We start from the raw sequence: 15,352 nt of genomic DNA, 5'->3' as shown, positions 1-15,352 counted from the left end.
AGAGGCGCAGAGAACACAGAGGAAGAGAAGCAGATTTCTAAGTATTTATTAAAGGATTTATCAAACAGAATTCAGGAGTCAGGAGTCAGAATGGGCTAAACGCCCCGCTATCGCTAACAGAATTGAATTCTGTGCGACTGGTAGATGAATAAACGGAGTTTAAAACCCCAGACGCTCGATAGCACAGCGTTAGCGACGCAGGAGCGTCTGACTCCTGAATTCTGACTCCTGAATTCTTCTTCAAGCAAAATACCTCTCAAACTCTTATTTCTCCGTGTTCTCTGTGCCTCTGTGGTTCAATTTTTCTGCATATCGATTAGCAAATTTCCCAAAGGACTCATTAGAATTTAGACGTTGAATTTCATATACATATAGCATCCGCTCTATTAATGCCGGTAGCTCGGCAAAAGTTACATTTTGATATAGTTCACGTCCGAATTTCTCCTTGCTGTCACCAACATAAACGTGATAGCCTTCCACAGTTCCATTGTCAGCCTCAATGCTGACACCAAGCAGAGTAATATCACTCTTGCTATGCTGGGCGCAGGATTTTTTGCAGCCGCTAAAGTGGATATTAACTGGACAATCTAGGGTAACGCGAGTTTCAAGATACTTTGCTAATGCCAACGCATGACTTTTAGTGTCTGTGGCAGAAGCGGCGCAACCCCTTTTTCCAGAACAAGCAACTAATGCACTCTTGATATTAGTTGCTGAGGAATCTAATCCTAAGAAAGCAATTTCTTGGAGGACATCGCCAACCCATTGCTGAGGAATATCTGTTAACAGCAGATTTTGCCAGGGGGTTAATCGAAGAGTGCCGCTACCGTATTTCGTTGCTAAATCTGCTAAACCCCTCATCTGGCTACTCTCCAATCGCCCAAGGGGTAAGACGACACCAATGTAAAATAAGCCTTTCTGACGTTGGGGATGGATGCCAATATGCTGATACTTAACATCTAACCTCTCCCCCAGATCCTCTCCTACAAGGAGAGGGGAGAATTCCTCCCCCTTCCCTAATAAGGAAGGGGGTTGGGGGGTTAGGTCACTATACAAAAGAGGGAAAGTTAGACGCTGCTGAACTTCCTGGAGATAATTTTCACAACCTAAAGTATTTAATAACTCTAAGAGACGTAGCCGACGCTTACTTGTCGTTTTACTATGAGCTAAATAGACATCTGCCAAAGCTGCCAAGACGGGCAAACATTTCTCTGGTGGTAACAAAATTCTCATATCACTGGGCGGTTGCCCCTTTGCACCGACACTGAGATGGAGGCGGAAATAAACATTACCGTCAATTAAGACAGCAGCAAATAGGATATCATTCAAGCGATCGCACACGCGAATTATCCCACCACCATCAAAGCAAACGCTGAATTTTGCCGACAGTCCCGAAAGCGCGGGATGTGCAGCAATATAATTATCCCAATCTTGGACAAAAGGGCGGGTGTCGATTAATTCTAGCGGATCGATACCAGCAGTTGGGCTGGTCATAATATTACGGATGTGGTCTACAGCGCTATTGCAAGAACCCAATCCCATATCTTGTAAGTACTTCAGAACCTCAGCATTTATCCCCGTGCGGATTTCGCGGACTTGTAGATTAGCTCGATTAGTCACATCTACATAGTTGCCACCGTGCTGTTCTGCTATATCTGCGATCGCACGGCACTGCTGACTACTAATAATCCCACCTGGTATTCTAATTCGAGATAATATCCCATCGGCGGCGGGTGTAGCATAAAACAAGCCAGGACAAGTGGCAAATCCAGAAAGCAAACTTGTAACTCCTTCCCCGTGCAACGCAGGGAGTAGACGGTAAATGTGTCTTGAGGACATCTTGAGAGTTGGCATTCTGACTTGGGTAATCCCATCACAGCTGCGGCACAGTCCCGGAATTTCACCGGAGTTTCCCAACCCCAAGCTTTAGTAATTTAGCACGAGATTGATATAAGTTCCCTAAAATCAAGCCCAAGAAAACCGATTCAATTTTTCCTCTTCTCCTTGAAGCTAAACTTTATTCTTAGTCTAGTAGTCTACCAAAGGAACTATGCTAGATATCCACAAACTTGACAAAACGAAAAAACTTTTCCACCCTCACGCAGCAATTTTGGGTTGGTAGAGTACTAAAGCATCTGAAAACTTAGCTTGCTTTAGACAAAACACCAGCCTAGGCAATTGTCTCTGCAACCTTAACAATTTTCTTTTGATGTTTCACAAGCACCAATACTCACCCAACTGCTAGAACCATCTGCCCAATGTTCTTTCTTCCATATAGGGGCATTGTGTTTGAGTGTATCAATAGCATATTGGCAAGCTTCAAACGCCTCACGCCGATGAGGACAACCCACAGCGACTAAAACGCTGATTTCCCCAACTCGCAAACGTCCAATGCGATGATAAATCGCTACTCGATTCACATCAGACATAGATAAGCGAATATCAGCAGCGATTTGATAAAATATCCGCAATGCCATTGGTTCATAAGCTTGATACTCTAGAGCAATCACAGGTTTACCATCGGTTTTATTGCGAACCATGCCACTCATTACAACTACAGCACCATTGGCTGGATCATCCGACTTGGTGTAGATTTCTTCAAGAGATAATGGTGCAAAGGTAATGCTAAAACTATCTTCGGCTCTTGGTTTAACAGCAGATGCAAGTGTAGTCATTATAACTGGGTAGATATTATATAGGCTTTCTCTATTGTCTCTAAACAAAGGATTGCTGGACTACGTTTAAGTATTTATTTAAACCCTACACAACGCAAGAATTATTGAAAACTCTATATGCAGTCAGCACAATTCGCAATTCGCAATTCGCAATTCGCAATTAATGCCCCAGGATTTATCCGGGGGCTTGAACCCTGCATTGTTTAAAACTTATCTATCCATAAATGAATTTAGGGGCTTGTACCATCAAGGAAGAATTGGTCATTAGTTAATCTGCATTATTTAAACGATCGCACTCATATCTACCTTTAATCTCTTGATTGAAAAAGCTGCCTATTGAGTCAGAAGAATGTAAATCTTCCCAAGTATCCTCGTCTACGCCTAAGTACTGATAAACAGATCCACTTTGAAACTCAACTTGCAAAATGTGTTCGTTGCGATCATAGCCTACAGCCATAGCCATTGAAGAGATAACTGGTAGCATGACAATTGGTTCTGCTTCAAAAGGCAATGCAGGCGTTCGGCGATTACCTCGTTTAGTTCTTGCATCCTTCATAAGCTTGTATTGGCGCTGGAATTTTCCAAAAACACCAGTTCATCGCCTCGATCTAGCAACAATTGCAAATATCCGTCAGAGTGAGCGATCGCTACTAAACTGCTCAAGTCTACCTTAGATAGCTTCATTTATTTTCTGCTCTTTTGTTGGCGTAGTCGGGAGTGTTAAAGTTTTACACAATACTTGATTGCCTTTATAGTACAAACATACTGCAAAAGCATTTCACCGTCAAGCTTTTTTCACGAAGCGATGTTTTGCGGTAGATAAGACTTCTTGCAGAAGGGGGAAAAAGGGAAGGTAGCCCCCTCTGAGGAAAAGGGCGGGGGTAAATAGAAAAGGGGAAAAGGATGGAATTTTCCCTTTCCCTTTTATATTTAACCTTTTCTAAACATCTTGCAAAAGTAACTTTTGCAAGATGTCTATATAGATAATACTGCTATTGTTAAAGCTAATCGTACTTAATACGTTTATTTCTAGCGATCGCCTGTACCAACATTTTTGGCAGCCAAAAAAGATAAGAATATACTTGTTTTGCCTGACTATAAAGCGAGAACAGCTTTGCTTCACTCAATAAAGTATATGGACGAATTGCTCTGAGAATTTCTCCAAATTTATCTTTATCCACGGTTTGAATGGAACCGCTAACAGGATAATCTTTTAAATGTGGAGGTAAGCGCCAGTCAATATTAGCATCAGGCTGATGTATTACAGGCTCAACATTTCCTCGCCATGCAACTCCCATAATTTGCATAGTATGGTACACCATTGTGTTCCATCCTTTCTCTTTTAAATAGTCTAAACCTTGACCGACATCGGGAGAAGCCAAATCATGAAATAAAATTAAAGCATCTGCTTCTGCAAATTGTTCGCAGATAATTGTATCGTTGAGCGGAGCAGGTGCTTCATGATTGCCATCTATAAATATTAATGACCATTTACGTTGAAATTTATTTGCAATTTCCTCTACTTTTTCAGGGCTAAACCCTGGCATTAAATTCACAGATTCTTTAACGCCTGCCCACTTCAACGAATCTGTGACGCTTTCATTGAATAATTGTTCAGATAGCATAGGATCGATTACATCTAGCTCTACTCCTCCCAGAGCTAAATGGCAAGCTGACCAACCCATCCAGCAACCTATTTCTAAAGCTTTTTTACCGCGAAATTTCAAAGCTGTATTGTATAAAATATGAGCTTCATCTCTGCTAACAAATCCTACACCCTGCTGTCGCTTATCCACGTACCAGTTATGAGTGATATCTCGCCGCAAGTATAACCAAAAGGAATCATATTTATTTCCCAACATTATATTAGGGAAACACGAATCTGGTTGAATCGTGGAAAATCCTGATGAAACATAATCCCCTTTTGGCAATAAATTCGCTTCAATCACTTTTACTGTTTTTTCATTCATAAATTACTCTCTAAGCGTTTAAAATGCAGTTTTTCACTCTCCCCTTGCGTGCTATGGTGTACACACAAATCGTAAAATCTTTACCTTGTAAAATACAAGCCTTAGTAGGCAAGGTTCTGAGTTGAGCAAGCTTTTTCTCAATAGTGTCAGCTTATTGATATTATCGTAAAGGAAAACCAAAGATTTAAAAATAATTTTCCGTTCTTTTCCTTGCAAAAGCCCCTTATTTTGGGGAATACTTTGTTTGCTAATCATGGGACTCGCGCCTTAATACCTGCTATGGCGGTTCTCGTTTACGTGAGGTACACCCGTAGGGGCACGGCACTGCCCATTGGTGTCAACTTAAGCTGAAAGCCTTTTCAAATCTCGTTTCCAGCCTCTGGGCTGGAAATGCTCATCATAGCGGCTCTGCCGCCAGCAAGGGAGGCGGAGCCTCTATGAGGGCATTCCCAGTCAGAGACTGGGAACGAGACAACGAGACAACGAGACAATATGTAAAAACTGGTTCTAGGCCAATACAGTTCAGTTAAGCATTTTTCCTTCTCTCTGTGTTCTCTGCGCCTCTGTGGTTCATTAAAAAAATTGATTTCACAAAAGGTTTTAGCCTTAACTGAACCGTATTGGGTTCTAGGCTGGCTTTCACGTTAAGTTGACACCTATGGGCACTGCCGTGCCCCTACACCTGGCGATATAATCTTGTACCGCATCTGAGTGGGAACCGCTATATATGTCTGATAATTAATAAAGCAATTTACAGGGAGCAAAGATGCAGAGTCTCCAAAAACTTTTACTCCCAATCATGGGCTGCGGCACTTGGGCTTGGGGCAACCAACTGCTGTGGGGATATAACGAAAGTATGGATGACCAGTTGCAAGCCGTTTTTAACCTTTGTGTAAGCAACGGTGTGACCTTATTTGATACAGGTGATTCTTACGGAACTGGCAGATTGAATGGTCGGAGTGAGTTACTTTTAGGACGATTCAACCGAGAATATGTCGGTTTAGGTAAAGAAAATATTTGTATTGCTACTAAGTTGGCTGCTTACCCGTGGAGATGGACACGCCAATCAATGGTTAATGCTTGCAAAGCATCTGCTCAACGGTTGGGAAAGAATGTAGATTTGGTACAGATGCACTGGTCTACAGCAAACTATGCTCTTTGGCAAGAAGAAGGATTGTTGGATGGTCTTGCCGATGTCTATGAGCAAGGACTGGTCAAGGGAGTGGGACTATCCAATTATGGGCCGAAACGGCTTAAGCAAGTGCAGATAAAGTTTGCTGAACGAGGTGTACCGATTAGTACTCTGCAAGTTCAATACTCTTTATCGTCTACATATCCTGTCACTCAGCTAAAACTCAAAGACCTTTGTGATGAGTTGGGAATTAAATTGATTGCCTACAGCCCGCTAGCTTTGGGACTACTAACAGGAAAATACTCTGAGCAAGGCCCTTGGCCTAAAGGCATCCGAGGTCTATTATTTAGGCAGATATTACCAGGAATGCGATCGCTTTTGGGATGTTTGCAAGAGGTGGCACAGTTCAGAAATAAAACCATGTCACAGGTGGCAATTAATTGGTGCATCTGTAAAGGGACTATTCCCATCCCTGGAGCAAAGAGCGTCGAACAGGCGAGGCAGAATCTTGGTGCGTTAGGTTGGCAATTAGACGCTGGTGAGATTGCAGAGTTAGATAAGGCGGCAGCAAATGCAGACAAAAAAATGGTACAAAATATCTTTCAAACTAAGTGAAATTTTAACGTTGCTGAATTTAGTTCAAAAGTGCTGTAAAACGAAGACTTTTGTAATAACTTGAGTGATAAAACTATACGGTTTGGGTGTTATTAGTAGATACTTGTTCTGTACTATTTTTTAAGCGGGTGACTAAGCTTTTGCGAATGCGATCGCTTTTCCGAACAGCACCCGCCATTTCATATTCTCGGCTATCTTTGCCGTATTTAAAAGCAACTCCAATGAGCATTTTCTCAGTGAGGTCACTTAAAGTTTTATCCAATTCTTCCATCTCATTTCTAGAAGAGTTGATCACGGTTAAAGCAGTATTATAAGCGTCTATCTTGCTACGGTACTGCTCAATTAATTGTGTCATGTTTTGCAAATTGCGAGCATCCCCAAAATCCATACTAGGATCAATTGCTTTCAGCCCCGCCACTCTTAATTCAGCTTTTTCTAAAACGCGGTATGTACGTTTTTGAGCAGGCATAAATGTATCCTTTTTATTGCTTTAGAGCTAGTTTGACTTACTAAAGCCCGATTTTAGTTCAGTAAAATCCTCACAAATTAGTATCTAAATATAATGTAAATATCAGTATTTGTCGCAAAAATTATGCTTTTGTTGACGAAACGCATGAGTTTGTTGATGAAACGCATGAGTTTGTTGATGAAACGCATGAGTTTGTTGATGAAACGCATGAGTTTGTTAATGAAACGCATGGGTTTGTTAATGAAACGCATGGGTTTGTTAATGAAACGCATGGGTTTGTTGATGAAACACATGAGTTTGTTGATGAAACGCATGGGTTTGTTAATAAAAATCATAATTTTATACTTAAAGCCAGTAGGGTGAGTTACGGCTTCAGCCTAACGCACCGCCAAACACTCAAAAATAGAAAGACTGTACACGATGTAGTGTGTAAAAAAAGCATTGAAGAAGAATTCAGAAGTCAGAATTCAGGAGTCAGAATCAAGACGCGACGCTCGAATACTCGCTACCGCTCCGCTATCAGTCGGGGATTCCGACCGCGCAGGAATTGTTTGCGCTTGCGTCTCGTAGAGAAGACCACCAAATTGTAGATTTGGTGGGGGTGCAAAAACGCCGGTTATTCAGACGCAACGCTCGAATACTCGCTAATGCTCCGCTATCCGCCACTCGCACAGAATTCATTCTGTTAGCGGTAGCGGGGCGTTTAGCCCATTCTGACTCCTGACTCCTGAATTCTGTTCGATAAAATATTTAAATATCTAAAAAACTCAGCTATATCTAAATTTATGAACTAAATTGCGGAATTTAGAACTAAAACGGTGTGTTAATAGTAAATAGGATATACATAGTCAAGGCAGGATATGATACTTGAAACTGCGGCGATCGCTGTTGGTACTATAATAGCCACCAAAGCCTTAGAAAAAACAACCGAAAAGATAACAGAAACTTTAGTGGATAAGACTGGCAAGTTTCTCGTCACTCTTAAAAAACAGTCTCCCCAGACTGTAGTTGCTATTGAGAAAGCGCCAGAGCAACCACTCGATTATGGTAAGGCTGTACTAGAGATAGAATCGGCTGCTAAAGCTAACCCTGAAGTGGCTCAAGCTATGCAAGAATTGGCCGCAGCAGCTAAAGCAGAACCAAATCCTAAATTGGCTGAAATTCTGGCTATGCCTAACCTGGAAAAATTAGCAGATAAAATTGGTCAGGTAGTAATGCCAGGTGGGACAGGAAATATTGAAAATCAGTCTTTTTAAATTCTCACTAAAAGTTAGCGTGTGACCTAACCCCAGCCCCTTCCCTACAAGGGAAGGGGAGCAAGATTCAAAGCCTCTCTCCTTTTAGGAGAGAGGTTTGGAGAGAGGTCTTTCAGTTTTTGTGAACAGCAAAAATTAACTATGTATGCCTGAAGAATCTGGCAAGTTTGCCGACAAAGTTGGCGCTTATGCCGCCCCTTATTCTCAAGTTAACATTGGCACTCAAATTATTGAGGGGCAAAAGCAGCTAATTCCCACAAAATTTATCCCCTATCGCGGTTCTGTTAATTTTGTCGGGCGAGAAACGGAACTGACAATACTGCATGAAGACTTGCAGCGCGGAAATTATGTAGCAATAGCGGGAATGGGTGGCGTAGGCAAAACTGAATTAGCCACCCAATACGCCAGACGATATCAACAAGATTATGGCGGGATTACCTGGTTTAACGACAGAGAAACCAATCTCGCCGCCGAAGTTTTAGAGTTTTTTGGGTTGCAGTTTAGTTTGGAGATTCCCCAAGAACTAGGAGGAAGACTTTTAAACCTTAAAGAACAAGTCGCCTGGTGTTGGTCTAAATATCCCGACTCTCCCTTTCCGATTTTAATCGTCTTCGATGACGTAACTGATTTAGACAACCTCCGCGAAGTCATTCCCAACAATAATCGCTTCCAAGTCTTAATTACTACTCGACTGCGAAATTTAGACCCGAATTTTATTCAAGAGATTCCCTTAGATGTTCTCTCACCCCAAAAAGAACCAGGTAAAGCCTTAGAACTGTTAAAACGACTGTTGGGCGAAAAAGATAAGCGAGTCGAAAACCAACCACAAGCCGCAACAGCAATATGTGAATGTCTAGAATATTTGCCCTTGGGGATAGAGTTAGTGGGAGGTTATTTAATACGCGACCCGGACATATCTTTAGATATCATGTTTGGGCGATTGCAAGAACGTAAATTAACAGAAGCAGCTTTACAAGACCGGAAAACTCTCAACTCAACTCAACTGGGAGTCAAAGCCGCCTTTGCTTTAACTTGGTCAGAACTCAACCCACTGGCGCAACAACTAGGAATATTTTTGAGTTTATTTTCTCCTGTACAGATTCTTTGGGAATTGGTTATTTGGGTGGCAACAGAAAGTCAAAAAGCAGAGGAGCAGGGGAGCAGGGGAGCAGAGGAGAAAAACAGCCCACAAACGGAAGTAGGAGACTTAGACACCTTCCAAGGTGAAGAAAACAGTCCCCCCTGCTCCCCGCTCCCGGCTCTCTTGCCTTTTTTAACTTGGTCAGAAGATGAATTAAACGCAGTTAAAAATCAACTCTACGGGCGCAACTTGCTGCAACTGGTAGAAGAAAGAGCAGGATGTTATAAAATTCATGCCTTAGTGCGGTGGTTTTTGCAAGAGCAGTTAGCCGACGCTGGCGAAACCAAATCAGTTTTAGAAACAACCTTTGCCACCGCCATGATAGCCTTTGCCCAAACCCTTCCTGATTCACCTACTTCTAAAGATATTGAATTCTTCAAAGATGTTATTCTTCATCTTGAAGATATAGGAAAACGTTTAATTGCAGAGATAAAGGAAGCCACAGAAGCACAGACATTTTTCACAGCATCAGTGCCTAACAAGCAAGTACTGTGGATATTTGTGGGTATAGGAAGATTTTATGATGGACAAGGATTATATAAATTAGCAGAACCTTGGTATGAGGATGGCGTAAATGTTTGCCAAGCTCTGTTTGCTGGCGACCATCCCAATGTCGCTAATAGCTTGAACAATTTAGCAGCACTCTACTATAGCCAAGGGAGGTACAGCGATGCCGAACCACTATTGAGTGATGCTTTGGCAATGACAAAGCGCCTGTTTGCTGGCGACCATCCTGATGTGGCTAGTAACTTGAACAATTTAGCAGGACTCTACGATAGCCAAGGGAGGTACAGCGATGCCGAACCACTATACAGTGATGCTTTGGCAATGAGAAAGCGCCTGTTTGCTGGCGACCATGCTGATGTGGCTAGTAGCTTGAACAGTTTAGCAGCACTCTACAATAGCCAAGGGAGGTACAGCGATGCCGAACCACTATTGAGTGATGCTTTGGCAATGACAAAGCGCCTGTTTGCTGGCGACCATCCTGATGTGGCTAGTAGCTTGAACAATTTAGCAGCACTCTACGATAGCCAAGGGAGGTACAGCGATGCCGAACCACTATTGAGTGATGCTTTGGCAATGAGAAAGCGCCTGTTTGCTGACAACCATCCCTATGTCGCTACTAGCTTGAACAATTTAGCTTTCCTCTACAAAAGCCAAGGGAGGTACAGCGATGCCGAACCACTATACAGTGATGCTTTGGCAATGAGAAAGCGCCTGTTTGCTGGCGACCATCCTGATGTGGCTAGTGGCTTGAACAATTTAGCAGCACTCTACAAAAGCCAAGGAAGGTACAGCGATGCCGAACCACTATACAGTGATGCTTTGGCAATGAGAAAGCGCCTGTTTGCTGGCGACCATCCTGATGTGGCTAATAGCTTGAACAATTTAGCTTCCCTCTACGATAGCCAAGGGAGGTACAGCGATGCCGAACCACTATACAGTGATGCTTTGGCAATGACAAAGCGCCTGTTTGCTGGCGACCATCCAGATGTCGCCACTAGCTTGAACAATTTAGCTTTCCTCTACAATAGCCAAGGGAGGTACAGCGATGCCGAACCACTATACAGTGATGCTTTGGCAATGAGAAAGCGCCTGTTTGCTGGCGACCATCCTGATGTCGCCACTAGCTTGAACAATTTAGCTTCCCTCTACGATAGCCAAGGGAGGTACAGCGATGCCGAACCACTATACAGTGATGCTTTGGCAATGTGCCAACGGGTGTTAGGAGTTAATCATCCCACTACAGCGACAATTCGAGAAAATCTAGCAATCTTGCAACGCCAGTCTTCTCCCCGTGCTATCCGCAAAGGTCGATTAAGTCAGTTTGTGCAAACGTTAAAGGCGATATTAATTTTACCGTTTTCTCTATTGTGGCGATTGGCTAAAAAATTAATTCGTAATTAAAAGAGCTAGTCCAAGCGATAGAGATTGCAATCTAGTAGTTTTGAGCGAACGTTAAACGTTTCCGCAAAGACAACGCTTAACAATCTTGATAACATGGAAAAAATAGTTCAACCTCGCTGCCAAGGTTATGAGTAACATTAATATTTCCTTGCCTGAGTCGATGAAAGCCTTTATTGATGAACAAGTGGCTCAAGGTGGCTATGGTTCAGTTAGCGAATATCTACAAGAGTTAATTACTCAAGACCAAAAACGCAAGATGCAAGAACATATAGAAGAACTTTTAATTGCAGGACTTGAAAGTGGAGAAGCAATAGAAGTTAATGATGAATGGTGGCAGCAAAAACGCACACATTTGATCGTTGAGGGTCATCTGTTACCCACCAAAGAAATGCATGGGTATCGAGTAAAGCTCTCATCGCTAAACTAGATTAGAATTATCAAAATCATTTAGGATATCTTCTGGTAAAGGCTCGTCAAAATTTGGTGCAATGATAACTTTACCTTTATCCAACCCAGGAATTCGAGGTGAGGCTGTATCTGTGAGAGCAACTAAGCGTGCAACTGGAATACCTTTCTGTGCAATCACCACCTCTTCACCAAGTAATACCTGACTCAGCAATTCAGAAAACTTGGCGGTTACTTCAGAAACATTAACGGTGATACTCATTTGCCTAAGTAATTGTTAATTCCTAATATTTCTTAGGATAACACTGGCTATAATTCTTTTGACTTTGAGCAACATTAAAACATTGAAGTTGTGCGATTTCTTTATGCAGGGCAAGATATAGAAAGTATTTTAGAACAGGAGTGATATTAATTAGCGATCGCTTTCACTTGTATGATTACTTTGGTGGAGCGATCGCTATTCTCTCATCAATAGGACTTACGCAAGAGTTACGGAATAACGAACCACAGAGGCGCAGAGTACACGGAGAAATCAGAGTTTGAGAGATATTTTGCGTAAGTCCTAATCAACACAAATACTATATCTTCTGAGTTCTACGTTTCTATCTCAGATACATTCAAACCTGTTAATCTAGCTACCTGTTCTACTGTCATCCCAGACTCAAGTAAGTTGCGTGCAGTTTGTAATAACTGCGATTCTGCCTTGTCTGCCCTTTGGCGTTCCTTTTCTTCAGGAGTTGGCAGCAAATCTCCTGCCAAATTTGCCCAGCGTAACCAAATAGCATCAATACCTTTATAACTTCCTTGCCACAACTGCAATCCTAACCCTAAAGATTGACTCACTAACTGATTTTGAGCATTGACTGCAATAGGTTGATAAGCTCCTTTTTCAATAGAAAAACCAGCCCAATTATCAGGGTTAAAAGGGTCATACCAGAAATATTCTGGCACACGCATTTGATTTTGATAAATTAGCTTTTTCTCATTTTTGTCTGCTTGGGCTGTACTGTCAGAAAGCAACTCAATAACTACATCTGGTGCTTTCTCCTCTTCCCAAACCACCCAACTGCGACGTTCTCCTTTTGGGACGCCCAACACAGCAAAAAAGTCTGGCCCTTTAAAGTCCTTGTTTCGCACCTGTGCCAGACTGTAATAAACAAACATATTACCGCCGATAAACCCATCCTCTCGTTCTGACAACCAAGGTATCAAAGCATCTATCAGCAAATCCATCTGGGCTTTGTGTCGTGGGCTTTCCATTGGGATACCGTCATCATCGGGTAATTCTGCTTGGGTGGGTGGGAGTTGAATATCTGGTGCAGCTAGGGTAGTTTCTGACATAGCTTTTCACCTTGTGGTTAGGCGTGACGGGTATTTTTATATTAAGCGATCGCAGAAATTACAGTTAATTTGCTTTCGACAGTTTTTCAATTTGTCCAGTAAAGTATGCTTCTTGATGTTTGAGTTGTTGCGCCAGTTGTAACCCTTTTTGAAAGGCTGTTAGTGCTTGAGGAAATTCTTTGCGTTCTAGATACAATTGCCCAATTTGGTCATAAGCTTGCATCATTCCGTAAAAGTTGGCGGCTTGCGCCTGTGTCTGCACAAGAATTTGGCTAGCCTGCAAAGCCTCGTCTGTTTGTCCTTGCGAACGATACAGCGCAATTAATTTCTGCAAAGCTTCACCAGCAGGAACAAACTCCTTTAATTGCCAAGCAGTGGTGTAAGCTTCTTGATAATTTTGAAACGCTTCTAGCAGTAAGTTAGGATCTTTCTTGGCTAGATATTCGTAATCTGAAGCGATCGCTAGCTTTAATTCTGGTATTTTAGTAAGATTATTTGCATTGATGTAAATTTCTGCTAGTTTGTTAAGTACATTCAATGACTGCTGTGGTTGGTTAGTCTGCTCGTAAATATAAGCCAGCCGTTGCAGATATGTTAACTCATTTACACCATCGCCAACAGATGTAGCTAAACTCAACAATTCTTCGTAGATTGGCGCAGCTTTGCGATAATCAAACCAACTTAAATGCAGTTCTCCAATTGTTTTGAGGGTTTCTACTACTGCTGTTTTCTGTTTTTGTTCTCGCACCACTAACAAAACTTGGTTGTAAGCTTCTATGGCTAGTTTAGACGATCGCACATTTTTGTAAGCTTCACCTAGCGATCGCCACAATTCTAGATCAATTGGGACAGTTTTTTTCTGAGATTGGGCTTGCTCTTGAATTGTTTGCAATCGTTCAGTAATATATTGTACTTCTTGTCCGTCGTTTTGCTGCCAAGCGATCGCGCCAACTCGTGATAATGCTTGCACCTCTGCTAACGCACCTAAAAAGCGCCGCAAACGCAATTCTCGGTTCCAAATTTCAAACGCCGCTACCTGTTCGCCTGCTTGCAGTTTCGCCGCCGCTTCTTGATTTAACGCATCCAACGCTGGTTCTAACTTTTGCTGTTCTTGGAGAGTTAACGGCTGTTTGTCCTTGGGCGAACGTGGTGACAGTGGATCGGGTGTGGTAATCTCTAGAGGATTGGGAGGAAATTTATCCGGTGGTTTGGGTTTGTTAGTCTGTGCCAGCGTTAAGGAACTGTTAAAAAGTATAGTGACAGTAGCGATCGCAATTAAGCGCCTGAGCATGGGTACTTTGCCTAAAGTTAGTTACATAACGTTATTCTACGATTCAACTAAAGCGTCCTGATTTTCTCCTCAAGTTAGAGCATCCATAGTATATCTAATTTAAAAATTGCGTAGGCAAAGCCCACCAAAGGTATCGCAACCAGGATTTTTGAGTCTAGAAAGTGTCAAAATAATCCTAGATAATTTTTAAGCAATTAGTTAATCATCTTCTAATGACTCACTCTACTGATATTGCAACTTTAGCCCGTTGGATGGCAGCTGACTTTAGTAATCAAGAACAAGCCTTTGAAAATCCGCCTTTTTATGCCCATATCCGCGTGTGTATCCGTCCCCTTCCCTTAGAATTGTTCTCAGGCGTAAGTTTGTTTCTCGAACAAGCTTATGATTTTATGCTCAATCAACCTTACCGGATGCGGGTAATGAAGTTGATTCCGGCAGAAAACCACATTGCTATTGAACACTACACCGTTAAAGAAGAACAAAAATTTTACGGTGCATCTCGTCAACCCGAACGCCTCAAAGAGTTGTCTGTTGACCAATTGCAAAAAATGTCAGGTTGCAACATGATTGTAGAGTGGACAGGTAATAGCTTCAAAGGCAGAGTTGAACCTGGTAAAGGTTGCATAGTAGTTCGTGACGGCAAAAATACTTATCTAGATAACGAATTTGAAATTGACGCTAAAGAATTTTTTAGCCTCGATCGTGGAAGGGATTTAGACACCGATGAACATCTGTGGGGTTCTATCGCCGGGCCATTTCACTTTCTCCGTTGGGGCAATTTTGCCGATGAAGTAAAGGTGTAACAAGTAAACAGTGGGGAGTTACAACTCTTTTTAATCTGCCAAAAGTTATTTGTGCTATGTGTCAACCTGTGATTAGGATTTTCTAGCGATCGCCTAAAGACTACCAGAAACATCCAGTTAACCCACTATCTCTACCTCAGAATCCTATGCTATCATGGTTTAACTAGCGTTCTATGGCTACAAAATCGTTACTAAGACACCTTAGAAACATTAAAGTAGTCCAGAGAATTTTGCTGTGGCGGCATAGCCAAGTGGTAAGGCAGAGGTCTGCAAAACCTCCACCCCCGGTTCAAATCCGGGTGCCGCCTTAAGGCTTTCAGCCTTTTAGGACTTCTAAAATCTAAATAAA

General features: G+C 42.2%; 14 protein-coding genes, 1 tRNA gene, 1 pseudogene and 1 riboswitch. Of the genes and pseudogenes, 8 read left to right on the top strand and 8 right to left on the bottom strand.

Annotation, left to right across the window (positions count from 1 at the left end; genetic code table 11):
• Positions 1 to 264: 264 nt before the first annotated feature.
• The 4 genes and pseudogenes from cobG to ANSO36C_RS03710 form a co-directional block, all read right to left on the bottom strand.
• Complete coding sequence (gene cobG, locus ANSO36C_RS03725; RefSeq protein WP_251958444.1) at positions 265 to 1,851, bottom strand: precorrin-3B synthase; 1,587 nt, start codon at positions 1,849 to 1,851, stop codon at positions 265 to 267.
• Positions 1,838 to 1,920: riboswitch (adenosylcobalamin-variant (AdoCbl-variant) riboswitch) on the bottom strand. It overlaps the preceding gene by 14 nt.
• A gap of 269 nt (positions 1,921 to 2,189) precedes the next feature.
• Positions 2,190 to 2,672, bottom strand: a complete 483-nt coding sequence (locus ANSO36C_RS03720) for a molybdenum cofactor biosynthesis protein MoaE (RefSeq protein ID WP_251958443.1) — start codon at positions 2,670 to 2,672, stop codon at positions 2,190 to 2,192.
• 268 nt (positions 2,673 to 2,940) lie between these two features.
• A pseudogene (locus tag ANSO36C_RS03715) lies at positions 2,941 to 3,356 on the bottom strand (KTSC domain-containing protein).
• Positions 3,357 to 3,676: 320 nt separating this feature from the next.
• Positions 3,677 to 4,642, bottom strand: a complete 966-nt coding sequence (locus tag ANSO36C_RS03710; protein ID WP_251958441.1) for a class I SAM-dependent methyltransferase — start codon at positions 4,640 to 4,642, stop codon at positions 3,677 to 3,679.
• 766 nt (positions 4,643 to 5,408) lie between these two features.
• Here ANSO36C_RS03710 and ANSO36C_RS03705 point away from each other — a divergent pair.
• Positions 5,409 to 6,389, top strand: coding sequence for an aldo/keto reductase (locus tag ANSO36C_RS03705; RefSeq protein ID WP_251958440.1), 981 nt, complete (start codon positions 5,409 to 5,411; stop codon positions 6,387 to 6,389).
• Between the two features lie 73 nt (positions 6,390 to 6,462).
• Here ANSO36C_RS03705 and ANSO36C_RS03700 read toward each other — a convergent pair whose 3' ends face one another.
• Positions 6,463 to 6,858: a hypothetical protein gene (locus ANSO36C_RS03700; RefSeq protein ID WP_251958439.1), complete on the bottom strand. Its 396-nt coding sequence runs from the start codon at positions 6,856 to 6,858 to the stop codon at positions 6,463 to 6,465.
• A gap of 123 nt (positions 6,859 to 6,981) precedes the next feature.
• Between ANSO36C_RS03700 and ANSO36C_RS03695 the strand changes: the two genes are divergently transcribed.
• From ANSO36C_RS03695 to ANSO36C_RS03680, 4 genes are all read left to right on the top strand, one after another.
• On the top strand, positions 6,982 to 7,221 hold the full coding sequence (locus ANSO36C_RS03695) for a hypothetical protein (RefSeq protein ID WP_251958438.1): 240 nt from the start codon (positions 6,982 to 6,984) through the stop codon (positions 7,219 to 7,221).
• Between the two features lie 497 nt (positions 7,222 to 7,718).
• Positions 7,719 to 8,114, top strand: coding sequence for an SPFH domain-containing protein (locus ANSO36C_RS03690; RefSeq protein ID WP_251958437.1), 396 nt, complete (start codon positions 7,719 to 7,721; stop codon positions 8,112 to 8,114).
• A gap of 145 nt (positions 8,115 to 8,259) precedes the next feature.
• Positions 8,260 to 11,163 carry a tetratricopeptide repeat protein gene (locus tag ANSO36C_RS03685; protein ID WP_251958436.1) on the top strand — a complete coding sequence of 968 codons (2,904 nt, stop codon included), beginning with the start codon at positions 8,260 to 8,262 and terminating at the stop codon, positions 11,161 to 11,163.
• A 127-nt stretch (positions 11,164 to 11,290) separates the two neighbouring features.
• Positions 11,291 to 11,590, top strand: a complete 300-nt coding sequence (locus ANSO36C_RS03680) for a type II toxin-antitoxin system ParD family antitoxin (RefSeq protein ID WP_251958435.1) — start codon at positions 11,291 to 11,293, stop codon at positions 11,588 to 11,590.
• Here ANSO36C_RS03680 and ANSO36C_RS03675 read toward each other — a convergent pair.
• On the bottom strand, positions 11,582 to 11,830 hold the full coding sequence (locus ANSO36C_RS03675) for a type II toxin-antitoxin system Phd/YefM family antitoxin (RefSeq protein WP_251958434.1): 249 nt from the start codon (positions 11,828 to 11,830) through the stop codon (positions 11,582 to 11,584). The two genes, ANSO36C_RS03680 and ANSO36C_RS03675, sit on opposite strands and share 9 nt — an antisense overlap.
• 140 nt (positions 11,831 to 11,970) lie before the next feature.
• Between ANSO36C_RS03675 and ANSO36C_RS03670 the strand changes: the two genes are divergently transcribed.
• Positions 11,971 to 12,111: a hypothetical protein gene (locus tag ANSO36C_RS03670; protein WP_251958433.1), complete on the top strand. Its 141-nt coding sequence runs from the start codon at positions 11,971 to 11,973 to the stop codon at positions 12,109 to 12,111.
• 51 nt (positions 12,112 to 12,162) lie between these two features.
• Here the strand turns inward: ANSO36C_RS03670 and ANSO36C_RS03665 are convergent, their stop codons facing one another.
• Entirely contained in the window at positions 12,163 to 12,909 is a 747-nt protein-coding gene (locus ANSO36C_RS03665; protein WP_251958432.1) for a Uma2 family endonuclease, read from the bottom strand.
• A gap of 64 nt (positions 12,910 to 12,973) precedes the next feature.
• Positions 12,974 to 14,200, bottom strand: a complete 1,227-nt coding sequence (locus ANSO36C_RS03660) for a tetratricopeptide repeat protein (protein ID WP_251958431.1) — start codon at positions 14,198 to 14,200, stop codon at positions 12,974 to 12,976.
• A gap of 212 nt (positions 14,201 to 14,412) precedes the next feature.
• On the opposite strand from ANSO36C_RS03660, the gene ANSO36C_RS03655 reads away from it, so the two are divergent.
• Positions 14,413 to 15,003 (top strand): chromophore lyase CpcT/CpeT, encoded by a 591-nt coding sequence (locus tag ANSO36C_RS03655; protein ID WP_251958430.1) that lies wholly within the window; start codon positions 14,413 to 14,415, stop codon positions 15,001 to 15,003.
• A 237-nt stretch (positions 15,004 to 15,240) separates the two neighbouring features.
• Positions 15,241 to 15,311 (top strand) — tRNA-Cys (locus ANSO36C_RS03650).
• The last annotated feature ends 41 nt before the right edge of the window (positions 15,312 to 15,352 follow it).

The sequence above is a fragment of the Nostoc cf. commune SO-36 genome, assembly GCF_023734775.1.
GTDB classification, from domain to species: Bacteria; Cyanobacteriota; Cyanobacteriia; order Cyanobacteriales; family Nostocaceae; genus Nostoc; species Nostoc commune_A.
The sequence above is the reverse complement of the archived record's forward strand: the minus strand, read 5'-3'. Positions and strand labels throughout refer to the sequence as shown.

Bases quoted from the DNA above. Each gene is read 5' to 3' on its own strand.
- cobG (WP_251958444.1), bottom strand. From the start codon at position 1,851: ATGCCAACTCTCAAGATGTCCTCAAGACACATTTACCGTCTACTCCCT.
- ANSO36C_RS03720 (WP_251958443.1), bottom strand. From the start codon at position 2,672: ATGACTACACTTGCATCTGCTGTTAAACCAAGAGCCGAAGATAGTTTT.
- ANSO36C_RS03710 (WP_251958441.1), bottom strand. From the start codon at position 4,642: ATGAATGAAAAAACAGTAAAAGTGATTGAAGCGAATTTATTGCCAAAA.
- ANSO36C_RS03705 (WP_251958440.1), top strand. From the start codon at position 5,409: ATGCAGAGTCTCCAAAAACTTTTACTCCCAATCATGGGCTGCGGCACT.
- ANSO36C_RS03700 (WP_251958439.1), bottom strand. From the start codon at position 6,858: ATGCCTGCTCAAAAACGTACATACCGCGTTTTAGAAAAAGCTGAATTA.
- ANSO36C_RS03695 (WP_251958438.1), top strand. From the start codon at position 6,982: ATGCTTTTGTTGACGAAACGCATGAGTTTGTTGATGAAACGCATGAGT.
- ANSO36C_RS03690 (WP_251958437.1), top strand. From the start codon at position 7,719: ATGATACTTGAAACTGCGGCGATCGCTGTTGGTACTATAATAGCCACC.
- ANSO36C_RS03685 (WP_251958436.1), top strand. From the start codon at position 8,260: ATGCCTGAAGAATCTGGCAAGTTTGCCGACAAAGTTGGCGCTTATGCC.
- ANSO36C_RS03680 (WP_251958435.1), top strand. From the start codon at position 11,291: ATGAGTAACATTAATATTTCCTTGCCTGAGTCGATGAAAGCCTTTATT.
- ANSO36C_RS03675 (WP_251958434.1), bottom strand. From the start codon at position 11,830: ATGAGTATCACCGTTAATGTTTCTGAAGTAACCGCCAAGTTTTCTGAA.
- ANSO36C_RS03665 (WP_251958432.1), bottom strand. From the start codon at position 12,909: ATGTCAGAAACTACCCTAGCTGCACCAGATATTCAACTCCCACCCACC.
- ANSO36C_RS03660 (WP_251958431.1), bottom strand. From the start codon at position 14,200: ATGCTCAGGCGCTTAATTGCGATCGCTACTGTCACTATACTTTTTAAC.
- ANSO36C_RS03655 (WP_251958430.1), top strand. From the start codon at position 14,413: ATGACTCACTCTACTGATATTGCAACTTTAGCCCGTTGGATGGCAGCT.